17 protein-coding genes and 1 pseudogene are annotated in these 20,104 nt (G+C 52.4%); 12 read left to right on the forward strand and 6 right to left on the reverse strand.

The features are described from left to right. Positions 1 to 51: 51 nt before the first annotated feature. Complete coding sequence (locus PYR65_RS10770) at positions 52 to 2,127, reverse strand: PAS domain-containing protein (RefSeq protein WP_328518486.1); 2,076 nt, start codon at positions 2,125 to 2,127, stop codon at positions 52 to 54. Between the two features lie 107 nt (positions 2,128 to 2,234). Beyond that, complete coding sequence (locus tag PYR65_RS10775) at positions 2,235 to 2,681, reverse strand: DoxX family protein (RefSeq protein ID WP_276117967.1); 447 nt, start codon at positions 2,679 to 2,681, stop codon at positions 2,235 to 2,237. 393 nt (positions 2,682 to 3,074) lie between these two features. On the opposite strand from PYR65_RS10775, the gene PYR65_RS10780 reads away from it, so the two are divergent. Together PYR65_RS10780 and PYR65_RS10785 are read left to right on the forward strand one after the other, a co-directional pair. Beyond that, positions 3,075 to 4,625 (forward strand): sensor histidine kinase, encoded by a 1,551-nt coding sequence (locus tag PYR65_RS10780; protein WP_276117968.1) that lies wholly within the window; start codon positions 3,075 to 3,077, stop codon positions 4,623 to 4,625. A gap of 220 nt (positions 4,626 to 4,845) precedes the next feature. Beyond that, positions 4,846 to 5,618: pseudogene (locus PYR65_RS10785) on the forward strand (alpha/beta fold hydrolase). A gap of 136 nt (positions 5,619 to 5,754) precedes the next feature. Here the strand turns inward: PYR65_RS10785 and PYR65_RS10790 are convergent. Both PYR65_RS10790 and PYR65_RS10795 read right to left on the reverse strand, forming a co-directional pair. Next, positions 5,755 to 6,504 carry an SDR family oxidoreductase gene (locus PYR65_RS10790; protein WP_276117969.1) on the reverse strand — a complete coding sequence of 250 codons (750 nt, stop codon included), beginning with the start codon at positions 6,502 to 6,504 and terminating at the stop codon, positions 5,755 to 5,757. 193 nt (positions 6,505 to 6,697) lie between these two features. Continuing rightward, on the reverse strand, positions 6,698 to 7,609 hold the full coding sequence (locus tag PYR65_RS10795; RefSeq protein WP_276117970.1) for a LysR family transcriptional regulator: 912 nt from the start codon (positions 7,607 to 7,609) through the stop codon (positions 6,698 to 6,700). A gap of 93 nt (positions 7,610 to 7,702) precedes the next feature. Here PYR65_RS10795 and PYR65_RS10800 point away from each other — a divergent pair, with 93 nt between their 5' ends. The 3 genes from PYR65_RS10800 (at position 7,703) to PYR65_RS10810 (ending at position 10,899) form a co-directional block, all read left to right on the forward strand. Further along, complete coding sequence (locus tag PYR65_RS10800; protein WP_276117971.1) at positions 7,703 to 8,533, forward strand: SDR family oxidoreductase; 831 nt, start codon at positions 7,703 to 7,705, stop codon at positions 8,531 to 8,533. A gap of 835 nt (positions 8,534 to 9,368) precedes the next feature. Next, on the forward strand, positions 9,369 to 10,367 hold the full coding sequence (locus tag PYR65_RS10805; RefSeq protein WP_328518487.1) for an alpha/beta fold hydrolase: 999 nt from the start codon (positions 9,369 to 9,371) through the stop codon (positions 10,365 to 10,367). 118 nt (positions 10,368 to 10,485) lie between these two features. Continuing rightward, positions 10,486 to 10,899 (forward strand): cupin domain-containing protein, encoded by a 414-nt coding sequence (locus tag PYR65_RS10810; protein WP_060504248.1) that lies wholly within the window; start codon positions 10,486 to 10,488, stop codon positions 10,897 to 10,899. Between the two features lie 187 nt (positions 10,900 to 11,086). On the opposite strand, the gene PYR65_RS10815 is transcribed toward PYR65_RS10810, so the two are convergent. Further along, positions 11,087 to 11,572 (reverse strand): MarR family winged helix-turn-helix transcriptional regulator, encoded by a 486-nt coding sequence (locus PYR65_RS10815; protein WP_276117972.1) that lies wholly within the window; start codon positions 11,570 to 11,572, stop codon positions 11,087 to 11,089. A gap of 172 nt (positions 11,573 to 11,744) precedes the next feature. Here PYR65_RS10815 and PYR65_RS10820 point away from each other — a divergent pair, with 172 nt between their 5' ends. The 3 genes from PYR65_RS10820 to PYR65_RS10830 all read left to right on the forward strand — a co-directional run bounded on the left by PYR65_RS10820 (position 11,745) and on the right by PYR65_RS10830 (position 14,105). Then, on the forward strand, positions 11,745 to 12,803 hold the full coding sequence (locus tag PYR65_RS10820; RefSeq protein WP_060504279.1) for an alkene reductase: 1,059 nt from the start codon (positions 11,745 to 11,747) through the stop codon (positions 12,801 to 12,803). A 43-nt stretch (positions 12,804 to 12,846) separates the two neighbouring features. Continuing rightward, a complete protein-coding gene (locus PYR65_RS10825) occupies positions 12,847 to 13,194 on the forward strand; it encodes a DoxX family protein (protein ID WP_276117973.1) in 348 nt (115 codons plus the stop codon). A 164-nt stretch (positions 13,195 to 13,358) separates the two neighbouring features. Then, positions 13,359 to 14,105 carry an SDR family oxidoreductase gene (locus PYR65_RS10830; RefSeq protein ID WP_276117974.1) on the forward strand — a complete coding sequence of 249 codons (747 nt, stop codon included), beginning with the start codon at positions 13,359 to 13,361 and terminating at the stop codon, positions 14,103 to 14,105. 789 nt (positions 14,106 to 14,894) lie between these two features. Here the strand turns inward: PYR65_RS10830 and PYR65_RS10835 are convergent. Beyond that, on the reverse strand, positions 14,895 to 15,314 hold the full coding sequence (locus tag PYR65_RS10835) for an Rrf2 family transcriptional regulator (protein ID WP_276117975.1): 420 nt from the start codon (positions 15,312 to 15,314) through the stop codon (positions 14,895 to 14,897). Positions 15,315 to 15,417: 103 nt separating this feature from the next. On the opposite strand from PYR65_RS10835, the gene PYR65_RS10840 reads away from it, so the two are divergent. The 4 genes from PYR65_RS10840 (at position 15,418) to PYR65_RS10855 (ending at position 20,100) form a co-directional block, all read left to right on the forward strand. Continuing rightward, entirely contained in the window at positions 15,418 to 16,083 is a 666-nt protein-coding gene (locus tag PYR65_RS10840) for a DUF1971 domain-containing protein (protein ID WP_276117976.1), read from the forward strand. A gap of 9 nt (positions 16,084 to 16,092) precedes the next feature. Then, positions 16,093 to 17,304, forward strand: a complete 1,212-nt coding sequence (gene hmpA, locus PYR65_RS10845; protein WP_276117977.1) for an NO-inducible flavohemoprotein — start codon at positions 16,093 to 16,095, stop codon at positions 17,302 to 17,304. A 48-nt stretch (positions 17,305 to 17,352) separates the two neighbouring features. Next, positions 17,353 to 18,519 (forward strand): hypothetical protein, encoded by a 1,167-nt coding sequence (locus PYR65_RS10850; protein WP_276117978.1) that lies wholly within the window; start codon positions 17,353 to 17,355, stop codon positions 18,517 to 18,519. A gap of 102 nt (positions 18,520 to 18,621) precedes the next feature. Further along, positions 18,622 to 20,100 carry a mechanosensitive ion channel family protein gene (locus PYR65_RS10855; protein ID WP_276117979.1) on the forward strand — a complete coding sequence of 493 codons (1,479 nt, stop codon included), beginning with the start codon at positions 18,622 to 18,624 and terminating at the stop codon, positions 20,098 to 20,100. Positions 20,101 to 20,104 lie beyond the last annotated feature (4 nt).

Genomic DNA, 20,104 nt, shown 5'->3' on the forward strand with positions numbered 1-20,104 from the left:
CTTCAGTGAAAGTGTCATGGCTGCAGTGCTCTTTGACAGCCCATAGCAGGTTTAAGAAGCAAATTTCGAGATATCGGCAGCGTCGTCATGACTAGGTTGAGCACCGTCTTCCTCTGTCCCTGAAATCGGCAGGGAAAACGCGAAGATTGTTCCTTGCGGTGAATTTTTTGTGTGCCATAGATCGCCATTGTGCGCTTCTACGATGGACCGGCATATTACTAAGCCCATCCCCATTCCATCGTCTTTTGTCGTGAAAAACGCTTGCCCGATACCTGCCTCTGTCGGCAAGCCGACGCCATCATCGATGACCTCTACGATGACGTGCGTCTCGTCGTAACGACTTCGCACGATGATGGGTGAAACAGTTCCTTCGCTTCCATCTAACGCCTCTAGTCCGTTGCGAATTAGGTTCACGAGGATTTGTTGGATTTGTACGCGATCCATCATGACGGTAGGGATATTTGAAGCGAGTTCGGTGCGTATTCCAACTTTCACACCGATATCGCTGACGCCAATAATCCGCGTGACCTCTTGGATGACTGTGTTGACGTTTTCAATGACCCGGGCCCGAGAGCTTCGGCGAAAGAGCGAGCGAATACTGCTGACAATCTCCGCCGCGTCTGTGGCATTGTTTATCATGGCTTCCGCAGACGCAATCGCGCGATCCACGTTGGGTGAGGCGAGGGTGAGCCATCGGTGGCACGCTTCTGCGTTCGAGATAATCGCCGTTAATGGCTGGTTGACTTCGTGCGCGATTGAGGCGGCCAGTTCTGCCAGGCTGGCAGCCCTTGCAGCATCCCCTAGTTTCTCCTGCATGCTTCGCAGTGCGGCCTGCGACTGAACCTCTTCTTCGACGTCGATTAGGAAGCCGTATTGCCGCAGTTTGCCCGAAGAGGCGTCTCTGAGGCCTGCATATCGTCCTTCCACCCAACGATATACCCCGTCGGCCCGACGCAAACGGTAACGCATCGTGACGACAGCGTTGTCTCCAGGATTGCTATTGTAAAGTGTGACTAGTGCTGGCAGATCATCAGGGTGGACCAGTTCTGCCATCGCACGACCTGCATCGAGGCCGTCTGTCCCCGTATCGTCTTCAGGTGTAATCCCTGTGAAAGTAAGCAGGGGCTTGTTAAAATACGTGTTACCTCGTTCGTCACCGACAGTCCAAATCATCATCGGGATGACATCGATAAGTTGTCGAAGCTCCTGTTCGCGGTAGCGGAGTGCATCTTCTTCTCGCTTCAGTGCGTCAATATCGATTGCGACCCCGTACCATTGCAGGGGTTTCCCATCAGCGTCCCGCAACAATTCACCTCGCTGTTCGGTCCAACGATAAATCCCATCGGCCCGCCTCATCCGGTAACGAGCCGATAAAGGCTCTCCCGTTTCCAGGCTGTGTTTTAGCAAGTCTTCTGCGAGGCCTGCATCGTCAGGATGAATCAGGCCAGGGTTTGAGCGGCTCACCCGTCGTTGGCTATGCGGGATATCATCAAGTTCACAGCCGAAAAACGTCTGCAAACGCTTGCTAAAATGCGTAACGTAGCCATCGAGGTCGCAGCACCATATACTTACAGGCAAAGCGTCTATCAGCCTCTGCAGTTCCTGTTCTCTCTTTCGCAAGGCAAGCTCGGCAACCTTTTCGACTTCGATGTCGATTTGGGTGCCATACCATGCGGTTATTGATCCCGCGTCATCACGGGCAGGGTGCACCGCCAGCCGGTGCCAGAGGTAAACACCATCCCAGCGTCGCAACCTGTATTCATAGGTTGCAGGTTCCCCTGATTTCAAGGTCTTTGCCCAATGGTCCAACGTCCCCTGCAGGTCCTCCGGGTGAATAATTTGGGCCAGCATATTTGCGTAAGCTTCATGGAATTGTCCGCGCTTAAACCCGTTCATCTTGATAAAACTGTCATCCAAGCCGTAATATCTAAGCGCAGGGGGGCTTACATAAGTGAACCGGCCATCAGGGTCGTTGGACCACCCGTGGCCTGGCATGCCTTCAACTATCGCGCGAGCATACTTGTCTACGAGGCGCTCATGGCGGGTAGACCAAACCCGCCAGACATACCCAGATGCGAATCCGACAATAACGGCGCAAATTACGGTCAGTAGAATATGTGTCGGCATTAACGCTTCCTAGGGGCTTCCTTCACCTAGGATAGCTTGGCCTTCAAACGCAGTCACGATGTTAATGGTTCACTGATTTAGGTCCCTGATTTCCGGTGCTCGACGCGTTAGGAAACCATCCACCTCTGTCTGGAACGACGACCGTCCAAGCTGGCAACACCGGCTCCAAATGCAGCTAGTTGGAGCAGGCCGCCTGCCATCGCCGCATTTTTCCAAAAGTGGAGAAATTGGTTTTGGTCCGAAAAGTCACTGTGGAACACCAAGGCTGTTAAAAGGCTGAAAAGTGCAAGGATCAAGCCCACGAAACGAGTTTGATATCCCAAGGCAATGGCCGCACCCCCGCCAATTTCCAGCACAATCGCTCCGACCAGCGCTATTACCGGAAACGGAAGCCCGGATGCCGCGATGTAACCCAGATATGATTCGGAGTTGGTGATCTTCCCAATTCCGGACGTTATGAATATCGGGCTGATAAGAAGGCGGCCCACCAGGGCAGCAAGCGCGGTGTAGTTTGCGGCCATATCTCGGTTGCTAGCAGTGCTGACGGTGCCCATCTGGTCGATCCTCGCTAAATCCGGTCTGCCGCAATGAGATCGCTTGTCTCCACACGGCCAATGTGAGGATCAAAGCCCATAATGGTTCGGGAAAATAGTCATCTGATCGTATACCTTGATAGGCTGGAGCGCGCGGCGCGACGGATGCTGATCTTTCGCTTTCTGTCACGGTTCTAGCTAGCAGGGGGCCCGATATCAGCGTAGGCTCTGGCCGTGGTCTGTCCCGGCATTGTTTGACGGAGTTTCAACCGGTGCATCTGCCATTGGGCAGACGGTATGCGTGTGAAAAGCATGAAACGTTGCCTAAGCTCAATCTCGCCCCTTGCCCAAAGTGAAAGGTTTACGCTTTTATTGTGATGGGTGCGGTGAAAAATGCTTCGGCTGGTGAATACGTTGGCGCTGAGTGACAAGAACTTTCTAATTTATCTTGCCGACCAGGTAGAATTGGTCCCAGGCAATGGGTGGGCGTGTCTGGTCGATGGCAGCCAAATTGTGCTCAGCCAATCTATGGCGGCCCAACTGGGGTTGCCGCATCACCAACTGATGATACCTTCTTCCATCCTAAGACATTTGGACCCCGACAATGTCGCTGTCTTCGCCCGTAAATGGTTGACGTCCATTAAGAGTGGGGAGCAATTCGACGCGATCCACCGGACGAGGTTCGCCAGCATTAGCTTCCGGTTTAGCGGCAAGCTTTTGTCGCGCACCGATTTGCCCGCCTCGTTCTGGATTGGCACTGCCTTGGAAATTGACAGCGCTCTTAAGGCGGAGCAGGTGGGGGGCTATAGCAGCTATGCGAAAGGCATTGATGAAACTGCCGCCTCTCAAAAGGCCCTAAAAGACCGGGAGGAACAGCTTCGTCTCGTCGTTGGCACGATTCCCGCCGTAGTCTGGGAGACCGAGCCTAACGGTAAAACAACTTTCTTCAACCGTCGACCAGGTGACTTTCCGGACATTGTGTTACCGGCGACAGGCGATCCGAAAGAAGCGCTTTTTACCGCAATGAGGTCTGTGATCCACCCTGATGATCAAGCGCAACTGCAAGAGGCGATGGAGAGGAGTTATCAGACTGGAGACGGGTGGCAGGCGAGATACCGCCGACGGTCAGACAGCGGATACCGCTGGCTTGAAGGTCGCACGACACCGTTGTTAGACGACAAAGGCAATCTAGTTCGTTGGTATGGCATTGGAATCGACGTTGAGGACGAAGTGCGAGCTAGAGAGCAATATCGACTTGCGCAAGAAGACCTTGAGAGGGTGACCCAGATAGCAAGCTTGGCCGAATTGTCTGCTTCGATTGCTCATGAAATAAGCCAGCCCCTAGCTTCCGCAGCGGTTGGCGCGGATGCCTGTGTCAGGTGGCTGTCTGCTGAACCTCCAAATATTCAAAAAGCAAGACTGAGCGCAGCGGGTGTCCATCGTGATACCGAGTTGGCGGCTGAGATTGTAAGCCGAGTCCGGGCTATGTTTCAGCTGGGCGAGGGGCACAAGCAAACATGCTCAATAAACACGATTGTCAGTGATGTTTGCTCTATTTTTTCGCACGGGGAAGGAGCCCGAGGCGTTGTGGTTTCGAAACGTCTAGATGCCGAAGAGCCGCTTGTCGTGGTCGATCCCTTGCAAATCCGACAGGTTTTGATGAACCTGCTGAGGAACGCATCAGAGGCAACGGCGCTCAACGACGACAGAGCACGTTCGATAGATGTCCAGACCTCCACAAGAGGGCAGCAAGTATTGGTTTCCGTTGAAGACCGGGGAACTGGCATCTCTGAACTTACAAAGATTTTCGAGCCCTTCTACACCACAAAAGACAGCGGAATGGGCGTCGGTCTCGCTATCAGCAGATCAATGATTAGTTTACACGGCGGAACGATCTGGGCTGAGAACACTGGCGAAGGAGCCCGTGTAGCATTCTCTCTTCAGCGTATGAATACTAATTCTTGACGATTTAGATTCAAGACGGTCTTCAACCAATCTCCATCGGCTTGTAGCGATGGGATAAGCATGTAACCGGATTCCACGACCTAACTACCAACTAACTGAAAACCTCTTCGCTCGCCCCCAGGAGCACACTCACGAATGAGTGAACAAGTCCGTCAAAATTAACATTGTGCGCAATTAAATTGTGCGCTAATTAATTTGCGGGAAAACGAAAGGAACTCTCATGTATAGCTTTTTGAAACTCGCGCTGGTGACAGCAGTTATCGCAACGCCTGCTCTGGCAGCATTCGCTAGCGATAAGCCTCCAATAGTTTTGGTTCATGGGGCATTCGCTGATTCTTCGAGTTGGAACGGCGTTATCGAAAGGCTCGAAAAGGACGGCTACAGCGTAACAGCAATCGCTAACCCACTTCGCGCGTTAAATCTGACGCTGAATATGTCCGCAGCTTCGTTGCAAGCTTGAAAACGTCGGTTGTTCTAGTTGGCCATTCCTACGGGGGCTCCGTGATCAGCGAGGCCGCACAGCCGTCAAACGTCAAGGCGCTCGTATACGTGGCTGCTTTTGCACCGGAGGTTGGTGAAAATGCTGCGGGACTTTCCGGAAAGTTTCCTGGCGGTACGCTCGGCGATGCACTTCAAAATCCGGTCGGTATTCCCGGTGGCGGTAGCGATTTGTATATACAGCAAGCCAAGTTTCACGATCAGTTTGCTGCAGACGTTCCTGCACAGGCTGGTGAGTTGATGGCTGCAACTCAACGCCCAATCGCGGCGTCTGCACTAGCTGAAACCGCCACAAAAGCGGCCTGGAAAGACATTCCGTCTTGGTTCATCTATGGCGACGCTGACAAAAATATTCCGGAAGCTGCACTCGGCTGGATGGCTGAGCGTGCGAAGTCAAAGAAGACTGTCGTCGTAAAAGGCGCTTCACATGTTGTAATGGTATCGAATGCGGACAAGGTCGCCGAGCTAGTTGAAGAAGCTGCGGCTTCTAAATGAGCGTTGGCCCGCGACAAGGTCGACGCGGCTTCCGTCGCGGGCCATCTTTGTTAGTCCCGTGTGTGCGATGTATCAGCTACATAGCGCTTGGGGCACAGTTTCCGCAGCGAGTGAGGCGATCTGCCCGTACTTTGGTTCACTGGGCCAAAGAAGTCAGCCACTGGCTGAAGTTTGTTTTGCCGATACGCGCTTCTCCTACGGGCACAAGTGTATCAGGCTCAAGTCGGGCACCAAAGTACAACGCGTCAGGGTCGGCTACCACACGGCGAGCGTCGCCTTTCGCCGTCAAATAACGACTCACCGCATCACTCATTGGCTCACGGTTTGGCCCAGCCACTTCGACGATGCCTCCAGTTGGGTCTCCCATTAGGACATCGCTAAGGGCATCGGCTAGATCGTTCGCCGCGATCACTTGGACATGACCAGTCGAGATGCGCGTTTCCTCGTTGGTCCCGCCAAGGTCTGCAATCGCCCCCAGGAATTCCATAAATTGTGTTGAATGCACAATTGTGAACGGCACGCCGGAATCTTTCACCAACTTCTCTTGGAGAATTTTTCCTTGGAAATAAGCATTGTCGGGGAGTCGGTCGGTGCCAACAATGGACAACAGAACGTGGTGACGAACGTTTGCCTTCTTTTCGGCATTGATGAGATTTGATGTAGAAACCCCGAAAAAATCCAGTATGCCTTGCTGGTCGAACGTTGGCGAGTTGGTTACGTCCAGGACCGCGTGAGCGTTAGCCATGGCCTGTTCCAGGCCTTCACCAGTGATGCTGTTCACACCGGTCTCCGGCGCTGCAGCAATTACTTCATGACCAGCCGACCTTAATCTGGCGACGACCTTCGTGCCGATGAACCCTGTTCCGCCTACTACAACATATTTCATTTTTCGCTTCCCTATTTTCCTTCCGATAGGGTCAACTCAAGTCGGGAATCAGGCAAGCTATACGGATGTATGCCGTCTACCTGGCGTAACCGGTCGTTTTATAGGTCAGAGCGTTGTCCAACAGTGGGATCGCGTTTGTGCTATAGCTGTGGTCGCGGCCATCAAGGTCAGTTAAAGTGGCCGAGTTGGAAGCTTAAGTAGCACCCCTTAAATTTTGTCGCCGCCATTCAAAAGCGTGATCTATGAACGCTCGCAGCCCAGCAGAGGGAAGCCGTCTGCTTGGATAATAGAGGCAGACACCAGGGTATGGGGGCGTCCACTCCGGCAGAAGCTGGACAAGTTTTCCGCTGGAAATATCGTGTTCCACCGCACGAAGGGCCACATAAGCGATGCCTGCATGTTGACGTGCCGCCAAAACACTAAGTTCGGTGCTGCCCGCGACTAGTCGCCCTCGAACATCGACCGATATCGTGTCACCGTTGCGCTCAAGCTCCCAATTCACCAGACTGCCGCTTGGCAACCGCGCCCTTATGCACTCATGCTGCAGTAGGTCTCCCGGCGACGTTGGAATGTTTTTCCGCTCAAGATAAACAGGCGAGGCAACTATGACAAAAGACTCTGTTTGGCCGAGCGAGACCGAAATCATGTCCTTTGGTATCACGTCTTGAAGCCGGATACCGGCATCAAATCCCTGGGCAACGATGTCGACTAGTCGCCCTTCTGTAACGAGGTCAACTTTCATGTCTGGATGGTTCGCCAAGAAGTCGATGACGAGTGGGAGTATTCTTTCAGCTCCACCTTCTGACGTGTTCAGCCTTAACGTCCCCGACGGAGTGCTGCGCAGATGGTCGACCGCAGCAAGTGCGGCATCGATATCGTTTAGCGCTGGACGAACCCGTTTCAGTAGCGCCTCGCCAGCCTCAGTGATGGAAACACTTCTGGTGGTTCGATTGAACAATCGAATTCCTAAACGCTTCTCCACAGTCGCAACCTGATGGCTGAGCGACGATACTGAAACCTCCAGCTCCCTCGCGGCTCCACGGAAGCTTCCAGCAGCTTCAACTGTAGCAATTGCCCGCAGGTCCGCAAGCGTCATTCCCGACATTGTCCAATTTCCTTCAACGAGGCGTCCAGCATTGTCCCGGTTATATAGTGGATCAAGCGTTGCTAGATAGGGTGGGTATCAAGGAGTGAAACTATGACAAAAACAGTTCTGATTACCGGCTGCTCGTCAGGCTTTGGCGAAGCGAGTGCATGCCTCTTTGCAGAGAGGGGGTGGAATGTTGTCGCAACGATGCGCAATCCCAGTGATCTCTGCGAAACACTGCCAAACGTTTTTGTAACCAAGCTTGATGTGCAAGATCGGGCTTCGATCCGGAGCGCATTGGATGCCGGGATCGAAAAATTCGGTCGGATTGACGTTGTAATTAACAACGCTGGGTACGGACTGTCTGGTGTTTTTGAGGGTACACCCCGAGAGAAAGTTTTGGACCAGTTTGAGGTCAACGTTTTTGGCGTGATGGACGTGGTTCGCGAAACGCTTCCCCATTTCCGTGCACATCGTTCTGGTCTCTTCATTAACGTGAGTTCGGGAGCCGGTGTTTTCGGGCTGCCGATGATCTCGCTGTATAACGCGTCCAAGTTTGCCTTAGAAGGCTTCTCGGAATCGCTGTCCTATGAGCTGAGTGCGCTCGGGATCGGTGTCAAAATTGTCGAACCAGGGGGCGTTCTCGAAACCAAGTTCGGTGAGCGCAGCGGTCAAGAATTTACCTCGACCTCAACACCTGCAGACTACGATGAATTCGTCGCTGGAGCTGGCGCGATCTTCGAGGGTTTGCGCAAGTCGCGCGGTTTGGCAACTAGCGAAGAGGTAGCTGAAGTCATTTTCAGCGCTGCAACCGACGGAACCGATCAGCTACGTTATATCGCGACTGAGGATATCAAGCCGCTCATCGAGAAAAGGCGCGGAAGCTCAGAATCGGAGTATATGACCTTTATGCGCAGCCGAATGATGCCCAAGCTTGATTGATCAAGACTAGGCTTCGGCTTGTGGCGGCTAGTAATGGCCGCCACGCATTTGTTGGCTTCCGATCATCGGCGAGCTTCGGGCAGTGGCAGTCTCTATGAACGGCTCCACTTAAACTGAGGTCGAGCCCGTGGCTATATCTTTGTATACTTTTCAAATGACGACATTCCGTCGATTCTCCGAGCAATCACATTGCTAGGATGAAAACATGTCAAAGATTTCTTTCACCATTGTATGGCTTATACTTTTTACACTTCCGGCCGGAGCCATTGAGCGTATGTACGCGGCACGTGCTAGCTGCCAGCAGGTTCAAGGCATCATCGCGCGAGATGGTGCCGTAATCTTGAGGTTCCCTTCTAAGAATGTGCCTGGCCTGACCCTTTACACTCGGTATGTCCGTTCTGAATTCAAATGCGACAGTGATTTTGGAATCTCCGTACGCAATATCGAAACTGCGGATGACATCAACTGCAGACTGAAGGAGTGCACCCGAAAGTCGCGTGGCTCGAACAGGCGATAGCCAGGTTGCGCGATACTGGAAAAATTTTGTCAAATGCCTAACGCGATGAGACACCAGCGGCGAGCATTTGAACATTTCAATAAGGGCGACTGTGATAGCAAGCCGCTTTCTAGCTCGTCAGTGAACTATTGCTCCTTACGCTTCATACTTGGCAGTCGTGCCAGCACCTCGTGGCGCAACTCTTTATGTCCAACCCTTCAAGGCAGCAATAGGTGGTGAAATTGCATCGTCCTGGTCCTGGTTACCAACTACCGTATAGCTGGTGCTGGATTGATCGCCTTGTTCTAATGCCTGAGGGTAAATATCAGGAGTTTTTGCGTGCAACGACGAACCCTTCTCTTCGGGACAGCAACAGCAGTTTTAATCGGCACGATCACCGAGCCACGCGCTGAGCGCGCGAACCTGAAAGAGGAGGCGGGTTTGTTCACGACGGTAAAGCAAATTAATGCAGGTGTGTTGAGCGTGGGGTACTTTGAAGCTGGTCTTAAGGGTGCCCCAGTAGTCGTGTTATTACACGGCTTTCCATACGACGTGCTGAGCTTTGTCGAGGTTGGGCCGAGCCTCGTAAAAAAGGGTTACAGGGTAATCGTCCCATACCTAAGAGGCCACGGGACAACCAACTTCCTTGATCCGAAAACCCCGCGATCCGGTCAACAGGCGGCAATCGGCCGAGACTTAATTGAATTGTTAGATGCCCTGGAGATCGAAAACGCGATCTTCGCAGGGTACGACTGGGGCGGTCGCGCAGCGTGCGTTGGCGCGGCACTTTGGCCAGAAAGGTGCAACGGTTTGGTTTCGGTCAACAGTTATCTTATTCAAGATATTGCTAAATCGAACCAGCCTGCTCCCGCTCATGTCGAGCGCGGATTTTGGTATCAGTTCTATTTCCAAACCGAGAGAGGGAGAAAAGGTCTCGCTCGAAACCGGACGGAAATAGCGAGGATCATGTGGCACGAAAATTCCCCGACATGGCGCTTTGACAACGAAACCTTCGAACGCAGTGCTCGATCATTTGAGAACCCGGACTACGTGGACGTTGTAGTCCACTCATACCGCCACCGTCTTGGTGGCGCGAAGGGTTACCCGGATTACATCGAGATTGAAGAGAAACTCGCTATACAGCCAGTCATTCAAGTTCCTTCCGTGACCCTGGATGGAGCTGCCGATGGTGTGGTTTCAGCCACTGACGGTACGGCCACCGCTGCTAAGTTTGGTGGCAAGAGAGTACACCGAGTTATTCCTGGTGTCGGGCACAATCTTCCACAGGAGGCACCCGCCGCGTTCATCGACGCCGTGATCGAAGTGGCTTCCCTTTAAAAAAAATTGGCCAACTAAAATGCCGAAAGCAAACCATCGTATATCTCATCTTCTGTGGCATTCGACCGTAAGTTCGGTCTGTGCCGCTGCATAAAGGTACTCAACGGAGCTGATAACGATGTTAAAACTACTCACAGCCACGACTTTAATGATCGCCACTTTGACGACGCCGACATGGGCAGCGCAAAAAGCGCATAAGGCAAAAATTTCGGTGATCTTCGACCACAAGCTGCCTGATCTTCCGGGAAAAAGCTTGCGAGGCGTCTTGGTCGAATACGGACCAGGCGGCTACAATCCTTCCCACACTCATGCGAAAAGCGCCTTCATATCGGCTACTGTCATTGAAGGTGAAGTTAAAAGCAAGGTAAATGGCGGGGACGAAAAGGTATTCAAGACCGGGGAAAACTGGATCGAGGTGCCCGGTGACCACCATCAAGTGAGTGCCAACGCGAGCACCACAAAGCCTGCGAAAATTCTCGCTGTTTTCGTCGTCGATACGACTGAAACAGAACTCACAACCCCTGATCCTTGACATTGGGGTAAACGACCGGGCCCTCTGATTGCTGCCCGAAATCGGTGGAGAGACCGCAGGACACGACTGCGAACGATAGCGGGCTTCATCGAGGATCAACCAAGGCGGATATCGCCTTGGAAATCCGAGATTACAGGGTATCAAGCGAGGGCGTTGAGCCCGCCGCGACAAGATGGCGTGATTTGTTTTAAACGCCCAGTGACTGAGTTAGTTTGCGAAGCAGTCCGTCTAACTGAACAATCTCGCGTGCGGTCAGCCCGGTCAGAAGCTCACGTTGCGTGACAACGTGATCAACGATTGCTTGTTCAATACGCTCCAGGCCTTCGGTTGTCAGGCACACAATAGCTTTGCGAGCGTCATCCGGGTCGGCTGTTCTTAGGACGAGCCCCGATTTTTCTAACTGATCGATCCGGTTCGTCATGGTGCCGGACGTGATCATCATTGATGCCAAAAGATCGCCAGCAGAGAGAGAGTAGGGCGGTCCAGACCTTCGCAGAGCGGACAACACATCGAACCCGGCCATGTTCAACCCGTGAGACGCGAATGTCTGCTCCGCCACGGTATGCATATGCTTGGTTGCTCGCGATAAGCGTCCTATCGGCCCCATTGTGGTCACATCCAGATCGGGACGTGCCACGCGCCACTGCTCAATGACTTTATCTACTTGATCCATGGTACCCCGATAAACCTAATACGTCTTGACGTCAAGATAAAAGAGGCCATTTATTTTGACGTCGAACATCTTGACATAGAGATAATGCGACAACATATTTATCTCGACGTCAAGATTATCGATGTCGCAACAGTCCCAACATTCTGACCCGACAACCGAGGATTTATTCGAAATGTCTGACCTATTCACTTCCGTCCGAGTAGGACCTTACTCTCTGGCAAACCGTCTGGCGATGGCTCCGATGACCCGCAGTCGAGCCAACACCGACGGGACGCCTACGCCACTGATGGCCGAGTATTACGCCCAGCGCGCCAGCCTGGGCCTGATTTTGACAGAAGCCACCCAACCCTCAGACATAGGGCAAGGCAATGTAAATACCCCCGGCATCTACACAGCAGCGCACGTGAAGGGCTGGGAGCAGGTCACGTCGGCGATCCACGCCAAGGGTGGTCGTGTGTTCATCCAGATTATGCACGTTGGCCGCATGTCGCACCCCGAAAATGTAGTCGGTAACCTGCAAGCTGTCGCGCCGTCCGCTCTCGCACCTAACTTACAGCTCCACACCCCGTCCGGAATGAAGGAAGTGCCAGTACCGCGAGAAATGACTCTGCAGGACATTAAGCAAACTGTCGCAGATTTCCGCCATGCGGCTCGATCTGCCATCGAAGCCGGTGCAGATGGTGTCGAGGTCCACGGCGCGAACGGCTACCTCATTCAGCAATTCCTTGCTCCCAATGCGAACGTACGCACCGACGAATATGGGGGCTCAATACCGAATCGTGCGCGCTTTGCTATCGAGGTGGTAAGTGCGGTTGTTGAGGAAATCGGCGCGGAGCGCACAGGCTTCCGCGTCTCTCCCGGTGGTCCATTGGGCGATCTCGACGAGGGCAGCGAAGGCCCAGCCCTTTATCGCTACCTCGTAGGCGAATTAGACAAACTTGGGCTTGCCTTCCTTGATGTAATGCATTGGGGCAACGAGGAGCTACTCAAAGATATACGCAATCTCTGGCACCAGACGTTGATCCTGAACCGTCCTGGTCGTCCGCGCGAACTGATTGGCGCTGACGTAGCCGCCGGTCTAGCCGACATCGAATCCTATGGCTCGATGACACTGGCCAATCCAGACTTCGCGCGCCGCACACAGACTAAGGCACCTTTGAATGAGGTGGACAAGGCAACCTTCTTTGGTGGCAGCGCACGCGGTTACACTGATTACCCTAGCCTGGCGTGACCATGACTGAAGATTTAGTCAATCTCAGTAGAAAGGTATCTCGATGTACATAGTTTCTGAAGTGCTCTTCTGGGCTCTCGCCATTTTTTTCCTTTATGGAGCCCTTAACAACTTCCTGGCTCGCGGCAACCTCCGCGAGACCTACCGCAACTGGGGGTATCCTGACGGATTTCACTACGTGACAGCAGCCCTAGAATTTATCGCTGCCATCCTTCTCATCGTACCTAGCACAAGGATTTTTGGTGCGGCGCTGGCATCCTGCGTAATGGTGGCGGCAACTGGTACGCTTTTGAGGGCGGGCCTACGTAAGCAGGCAATCATACCAGGAATTATATTAGCGTTCTCTGGCCTTGGCGTCGCTGCCGCATACAGCGCGGTTTCACAATCATAGCTGCCTGTTTCCTACTCAAGCGCTCTGAAGCGAATGCACTTATGAAGGTGATCCCGGCCCGCGAGTATACTAGCGCTTCAACAGCGAACTACTATCCTGGCCTCGGCGGGTGAGACCAATGCACAAGTCCCCATCAACACGACTAAGAAGATAAGGAAAAGCAAATGAAAGCCGTAATTATCGGTGGAAGTGGCTTCATCGGATCAAAGGTTGCCAAATTTTTGAAAGATGCAGGCCACAAAGTCGTCGCCGCTTCCAGACGAAGTGGCATCGACGCAGTAACCGGCACGGGCGTAGCGGAAGCGATGAAAGATGCGGACGTCGTGATCGACGTTTCAAATTCGCCATCGTTTGAAGAAAAGGATGTCTTTGAGTTCTTCACGAAGTCGTCGTCGAACGCCACGCGCTGCGCAAAAAATGCGGGTGTCGGGCACTACATTGCCCTGTCTATTGTCGGGGTGGATGATCTGCATACCAACGCATATTTCCGCGCAAAGGTTGCCCAGGAAGAGATCGTCAAAAATTCGACGGTTCCGTACACCATCGTTCGAGCGACGCAGTTTTTCGAGTTTCTTAGTGCCATCGCATATACGCCGGGCGCTGAGGATGTCGTGCGTGTCTCAACGGCTTTCCTCCAGCCCGTTGCAAGCGATGACGTATCGACATTTATCGCCACGACCGCATTGAGTGCTCCAAAAAATGGAATTGTCGAGATCGCAGGCCCGGAACGTGATCAAACGGATGTTATCATTAGAGCCTTTCTATCGTCTAAAGGCGATGCACGGAACGTCGTGGGCGATCCGGAGGCTGAATATTTTGGAGCAAAGCTTGAACCGACTTCTCTAGTTCCTGTTGGTGAATATCATAAGGGAGCGACGAGTTTAAGTGAGTGGGTGAAAATCCCGACGTGAGGTCGGGCAACGTGAAATTGGGGGCACGTCTGCTGCTGATGAAGCAGGGGGCCAATTACCGACTAGTCCATCTGCCGCGTCAAGTTCAGTCAAAGTGGACTTGGCGCGGTTGATGCGTTGTCTGCACACACATGGCCCGAAGGTCTCAAGACATAACTACGTGACGCGTCTTGGTGAGACCGGCGGGCGGTATTTGTGTTGTTACGACTATGTCTTAGCGTTGATTTGAATTCGAAAAGAATTCTGATCGGGAATAATAACCTGAATGGCTTTGTGAGGTTTTGTCACCGGTACATATATAAAAAGGTATGATGAAATGATCATAATTGACACTATAATAATAAAGAAAATTTGCCATTGAGAATCGGAGTGTAGCTGATGATATTTTTCTTTATGCATTGTTTTTGATCCGATTAAAACAGGATATATGTTTAAAGAGAATTCTAATGTATTTTAAGTATACGAAGGTTTAGCGTCTCCTGTGGCGATAATGCTGCGCTTTGCGATGTTCGGGGCCTCAAGGCTTGCGCCGGTGATTTCGGATCACTGAAGAAGGTGAGAGTGCTGGAGGGTTTTCCCACGCATTCTGGTTCGGCAGCTGAAAATCTCCTCGACGAAGCTGAACTGCTTGTGAAGGCGGTGCCATGCATTGGGTGGAGCCTGGCCGAGCGGTGATTTCATGTTCTTAGCTGCAATAAGGGTTTTCGCCGGGACGCCCAAGCCCAGTCTTCACGCGCTAAAGGGTCCGCGCTTCTATCGGAGGCTCTTGAGCTGCGGTCCACCCAAAATTTATGCTCTCTCCAGAAGCGTACGAATGAGAGTACGCTGGCGCACCAGGTCAGCTACCGTATATTTATCAAACACTGCCACGAACGCTTGTGTCGCCTCCGACAATATGGGCGGTAACCCGCACGCAGGAGCAATGAGGCAAACCGAGCAATCGAGAAGGTCATCGAGACCTTCTGTATGACGAAGCACTTTTCCCAGATTGATATCACTTGCTTCTACAGCAAGGCGAATACCGCCATTTCGGCCTCTGACAGACTGGATAAAGCCCGCTGCGGCTAGGTCTTGGACGACCTTCATCAAATGGTTTTGCGATATATCGAAGGCCTTCGCAACCTCCCGTATCGAGCCTAAACCCGCATCGCGTGAACCAAGGTATATCAATACTCGGACTGCGTAGTCGGTGTAGCGTGTCAATCTCATGGTTAGCCTGCGTCAAAATGCTCAATCGGATAACATGTATTACAGTAGCATGTTTACACAAAACGGAATAGATGCATCTCATATACATATTTATGAGGCGGTTATGAGCACCGAGCTGAATGAAGACAAAATCAAAGAAATCCTGGTCGCTTTCTACGCAAGGGTAAGAGCCGACCCGTCGCTGTCAGTTCCGTTCTCGGTCGTCGAGGACTGGGATGAGCACATGGAGCGGTTGTCCGATTTTTGGTCGTCACTCATGCTGAGGACGGGCCGGTATAAGGGTAACCCACTTTCCATGCACGCTATCCACTCTGATCTCATTCGACCAGAGATGTTTCAACGCTGGCTAGAGCTTTGGAAGCTCACCACGAACGAACTTTTGGAGCCTCAAACTGCCGAGCAGATGCAGGCTAAGGCGACCAGGATAGCCTCACGATTTGTCCAATCATTGTTTGGCGAGGTTTCGCCTGTCGCAGTTGTCGTGAAACCAGACAATCCCCGCCCATACAAGGTGAGCAGATACTTCGATGAGCACACTGTACCGCTTGGCTTGCTTCATTCGCATTCTTTGAAGCCTGGCACATGGGGGGTCGTCCGCGTGGAGGAGGGCTGTGTGCACTACTTCGAGGACAGCGTGAAAACCATCTTATCTCCTGAGATAGCGCAGGTCATCCAACCAAATGTACCACATCACCTTGAACTGTCGGGGCCTGTCAAATTCAGGATCGAATTTTACGACGCCCTCCCAACCCTAAACGCCAATCAGTGAGGAATTGTTATGCCCCGTCCGTTAACTCCACAAACAATCGAATTGGTAAAGCAAAGCGTCCCCGCTTTAGCGGTTCACGGCGCTGAAATTACCAAACGCATGTACGCCAAGCTATTTGAAGATGATCATATCAAAAGCTTGTTTAACCACGCCAACCAGGGCGAGGGTGGTTCGCAGGTACACGCTCTCGCAGCGGCAATCCTTGGCTACGCTCGAAACATAGACAACCTTTCTGTCCTTGCGCCAGTCGTTGAGCGTATTGCTCACAAGCACATCGGCTATCACATCCTTCCGGAACACTACCCATTCGTTGCGCGCGCATTATTGGCAGCCATCAGCGATGTATTGGGAGAAGCCGCCACACCCCAGTTGCTCGAAGCATGGGGAGAAGCTTACTGGTTTCTTGCAGATATTTTGACGGAGCGTGAGCAAGAGCTGCGCCAAGCCATCGAGAACAAAAGTGGCGGTTGGACTGGATGGCGGAAATTTGTCATCAGCGACAAGGTTCCAGAAAGTGATGTCGTCACTTCTTTCGTTCTGCGACCAGCTGATGGAGGCCGTGTTCTCCGACATCGCCCCGGTCAGTATTTGACATTTAGGCTCGTTCTCGATGGTCACGAGGTGAAACGGAATTATTCAATATCATGCGGGCCTAACGACGAATATTATCGCATTTCGGTAAAGCGGGAAGAAGACGGGCAGGGGGGCTCAAGATATCTCCACGATGACGCCGAGATTGGTACGATTTTGGAGGTTACTCCACCCGCTGGCGATTTTTTCCTCCCTGACGAGCCATCTCGGCCTGTTGTCCTTCTGTCTGGAGGTGTCGGGTTCACCCCAATGCTGAGTATGCTTGAAGCAATTGGCAGCGATTATCCCGAGCTGGAAGCACACTTCGTCCATGGTGCTCTGAATAGCTCCACCCATGCGATGGATCGGCACGTGAGGTCCATTGCCTCAGCGCACGGGCGTGTTTCAGTCACGACGTTCTACAGCGCTCCCTCAGTGAGCGATGCTGTTGGGCTCTCCCATGACCAAGATGGATATATCACCGTCGATTGGCTCAGCCAAAAGACGTCTTTGCAGACCTCCGAGTTCTATCTTTGCGGGCCCAAACCTTTTCTCAGGTCGCTCGTAAGCGGGCTGACTCGCGCTGGCGTTCCCAGCGACCGTATCCATTATGAGTTTTTTGGACCTGCAGATGAACTGATTGCAGCCTGAACCCGTCAGGGGTCATTCCCCATGCATTTAACCTAGCGAAGTAAAAACATGAGCACGCTTCAAAGATTTTGCGGACCAATAACCTTATTCGCAACAGCAATCGCTTTTACACCTGGATCGGCCTTCGCGCACGTCAAGTGGTTTGCTCCTTATATTGTGGGTGCCCGCCCTGAGCCAGTTGTCGAAACATTAGTGAACCAATGGTTCTGGACCGGTATCGCACTTGTCCTGATTTTCTTCGTTGCGACGCGAATGATCGAGAAAAGTCGGTATGGGCAAACAGTAATTGAGGGCCTCAACACGGTGACGTCGCCGCTGTGGCGGAGACAGGACGAGTACATTCGCGCGATTATCGCGGCATTTTTCGTAGCCATTTTTGCCGTAGGGGGTGTGTACTTAACCCCCGATCTAAAAACACCGGCGGAGTGGGTTTCCTGGATACAGCTGGTAATTGCGTGTTGTATTTTCTCACGGCGAACTATGCCTTTAGCGGGTATTGGCATAGTCGCACTTTGGCTTTTGGCATTGCGCGACTATGACCTCTTCCACCTCTTCGATTATCTGGCTCTTGGGTTAGGTGTCGCTGCTTACCTACTTCTTGAACCGTCAAAGAATGAGACCGTGCGCGACCGTCGTTTTGAGGCTCTGCGATGGGGACTTGCAATCGCATTAATGTGGTCAAGCCTTGAGAAGTTTGCCTTTCCAAGTTGGTTCTATCCCCTTGTGATAGAGAAGCCATTTCTCACGTTTGGAATGCCACGTGACGTCTTTATCCCAATGGCTGGTGTAACTGAGTTTACACTGGGTTTTGGACTCTTGTGGACACCGTTGATCAGACGCCTGTCTGCGATAGCACTTTTGGCAATTTTCACAGCCGCCGTTTGGCCCTTTGGGCGTGTTGATCTGATTGGACACGGCCTAATCATGGCCATTCTTCTAGCTGTTGCAGCAGACCAACGCAGTGGTGTCGATCTTATGACAGTATTCAAACGTCGGGTCTCAGCCATACCTGTGGGCCTCTCAGCCGCGTTAATTGTTTTTTGCACAAGTTACTGGGGGCTGCATGTTGCCTTCTACGGCTATGATGGTGAAGTCAGGGTCGACGAGGGATCGAAGACAACGCACTCCTTTGATCCCGAACATCCACATGGAAAAACCGAACCTGCCCATGGACAGCAGTCTCGCGACCAGCATGGCGCGTCGCCCGACAAGTGACCGGTGGACGGGGGCTTGCGTAGTGCACACGCGGGCCCTCGCTCAGGTTAGTAAACATGCGTATAGTGTTGCCGAGGGTTCGTGCTGGGTACGTTGCCCCTCATGGGATCATCGACGCTCGATCTGTTTGTCGTTCAAGTTGGCTTGCTTTTAGCGGGTACGATACCGCTAAGATTTGCAGTGCGACACCACACGCGTGTTAAGCTTGGGCTCGATGTTTTCGTATTTGCTATGCTTTCAGCGATGTTTATTTCTCGCGGGATTGAGCCATTTGCGGCAGGTTACCGTGGAGGGCTCTTCCAGGGTATTTCGCTTGGCGCAGCAAAGGCAGCCTGGTGGATCAGTCTCGCACTGCTTCTGGTTAATATCATCCGACATTTTGTTGTTTTCGAACACAGACCAAGGGAAGGACGCCTCGTCCGAGACCTGCTCTCAGGCGTTGTATACATAGGAACCGCACTATCTTTGATCGCCTACGTCTTCAATGTGCCGGTGGGCACCTTGATCGCCACATCAGGTGTTTTTGCAATTGTAATCGGTTTGGCGTTGCAGAGTACCTTGAATGATGTGTTCTCGGGCATCGCGCTGAATTTGGGACGCCCCTATCTCGTTGGGGACTGGATCGTGTTGGATGATAACGTCCAAGGCAAGGTGATAGAGACAAATTGGCGTTCTACACATTTGTTAAACTCGACGAACGACGTGGTTATCGTTCCAAACTCTACCCTCGCCAAATCGAGACTTACGAATTTTAGCAGTCCTGATGAGAGCCACGGAATGTCGGTGGCGGTCCGTTTTCTGCCAACCGAGCGACCTGAATTAGTCGTCGAAGCTATGAAAGTTGTCTTGCTGGGTTGCACCAAAATCATGCGGCCCTTGTCCCCGTCTGTATCAGTAACAGGGATGGACAGCGACGGCATTGGCGTGGAGTTGACATGTCGCGTCAGAAGCGTCTCGAAGATTGCCGAAGCCAGAAACGAAATTTACGACTTAATCTACCGGCATGCCCGATCATATGGTTTGCTCATGAGCCCATCCGTCACACGTGGCGCGACAGCGGCCGAGCCGTTCAGCAGTCCACAGACCAATGATCCTCTTAAATGCCTTCTTTCAGTTTCGCTCTTCCAAGGGTTAAGCCTGGAGGAGAAATCAGCTTTGTCACAATCAATGATCCCATTGGAGTTCGCAAAAGGGAGGATGATTGCAAGGCAAGGCACATCTTTGACTTCGCTGATCCTCATTCAGAAGGGCGTGATCGTGGTCGAGCATATTAACGAAGGGCACCGAACTGAGATAACTCGGCTATCGCCTGGAGAGTTCTTTGGGGAGCGTGGAGTATTGATGGGCGTCGTTGAGCCTGGCGACATCACTGCCCTAACTGCGGTGAAATGCTTTGAAATTCCAAAAGACCGATTTGCTGGGTTATTAAGAGACCGCCCGATCATTGCTGAAGAGGTCGGCTCTGTCCTTGCGCATCGGATTGAAATTGAAAAAGACCTGCTGCAAGCAGTTAGCGGGTTCTCCATCACCCTGCCAGTCTCCTTTTCAGCCCGGATCAAAACACTATTCGGTCTCCATTAGGGTG

It is taken from the genome of Pararhizobium qamdonense (genome assembly GCF_029277445.1).
GTDB lineage: Bacteria > Pseudomonadota > Alphaproteobacteria > Rhizobiales > Rhizobiaceae > Pararhizobium > Pararhizobium qamdonense.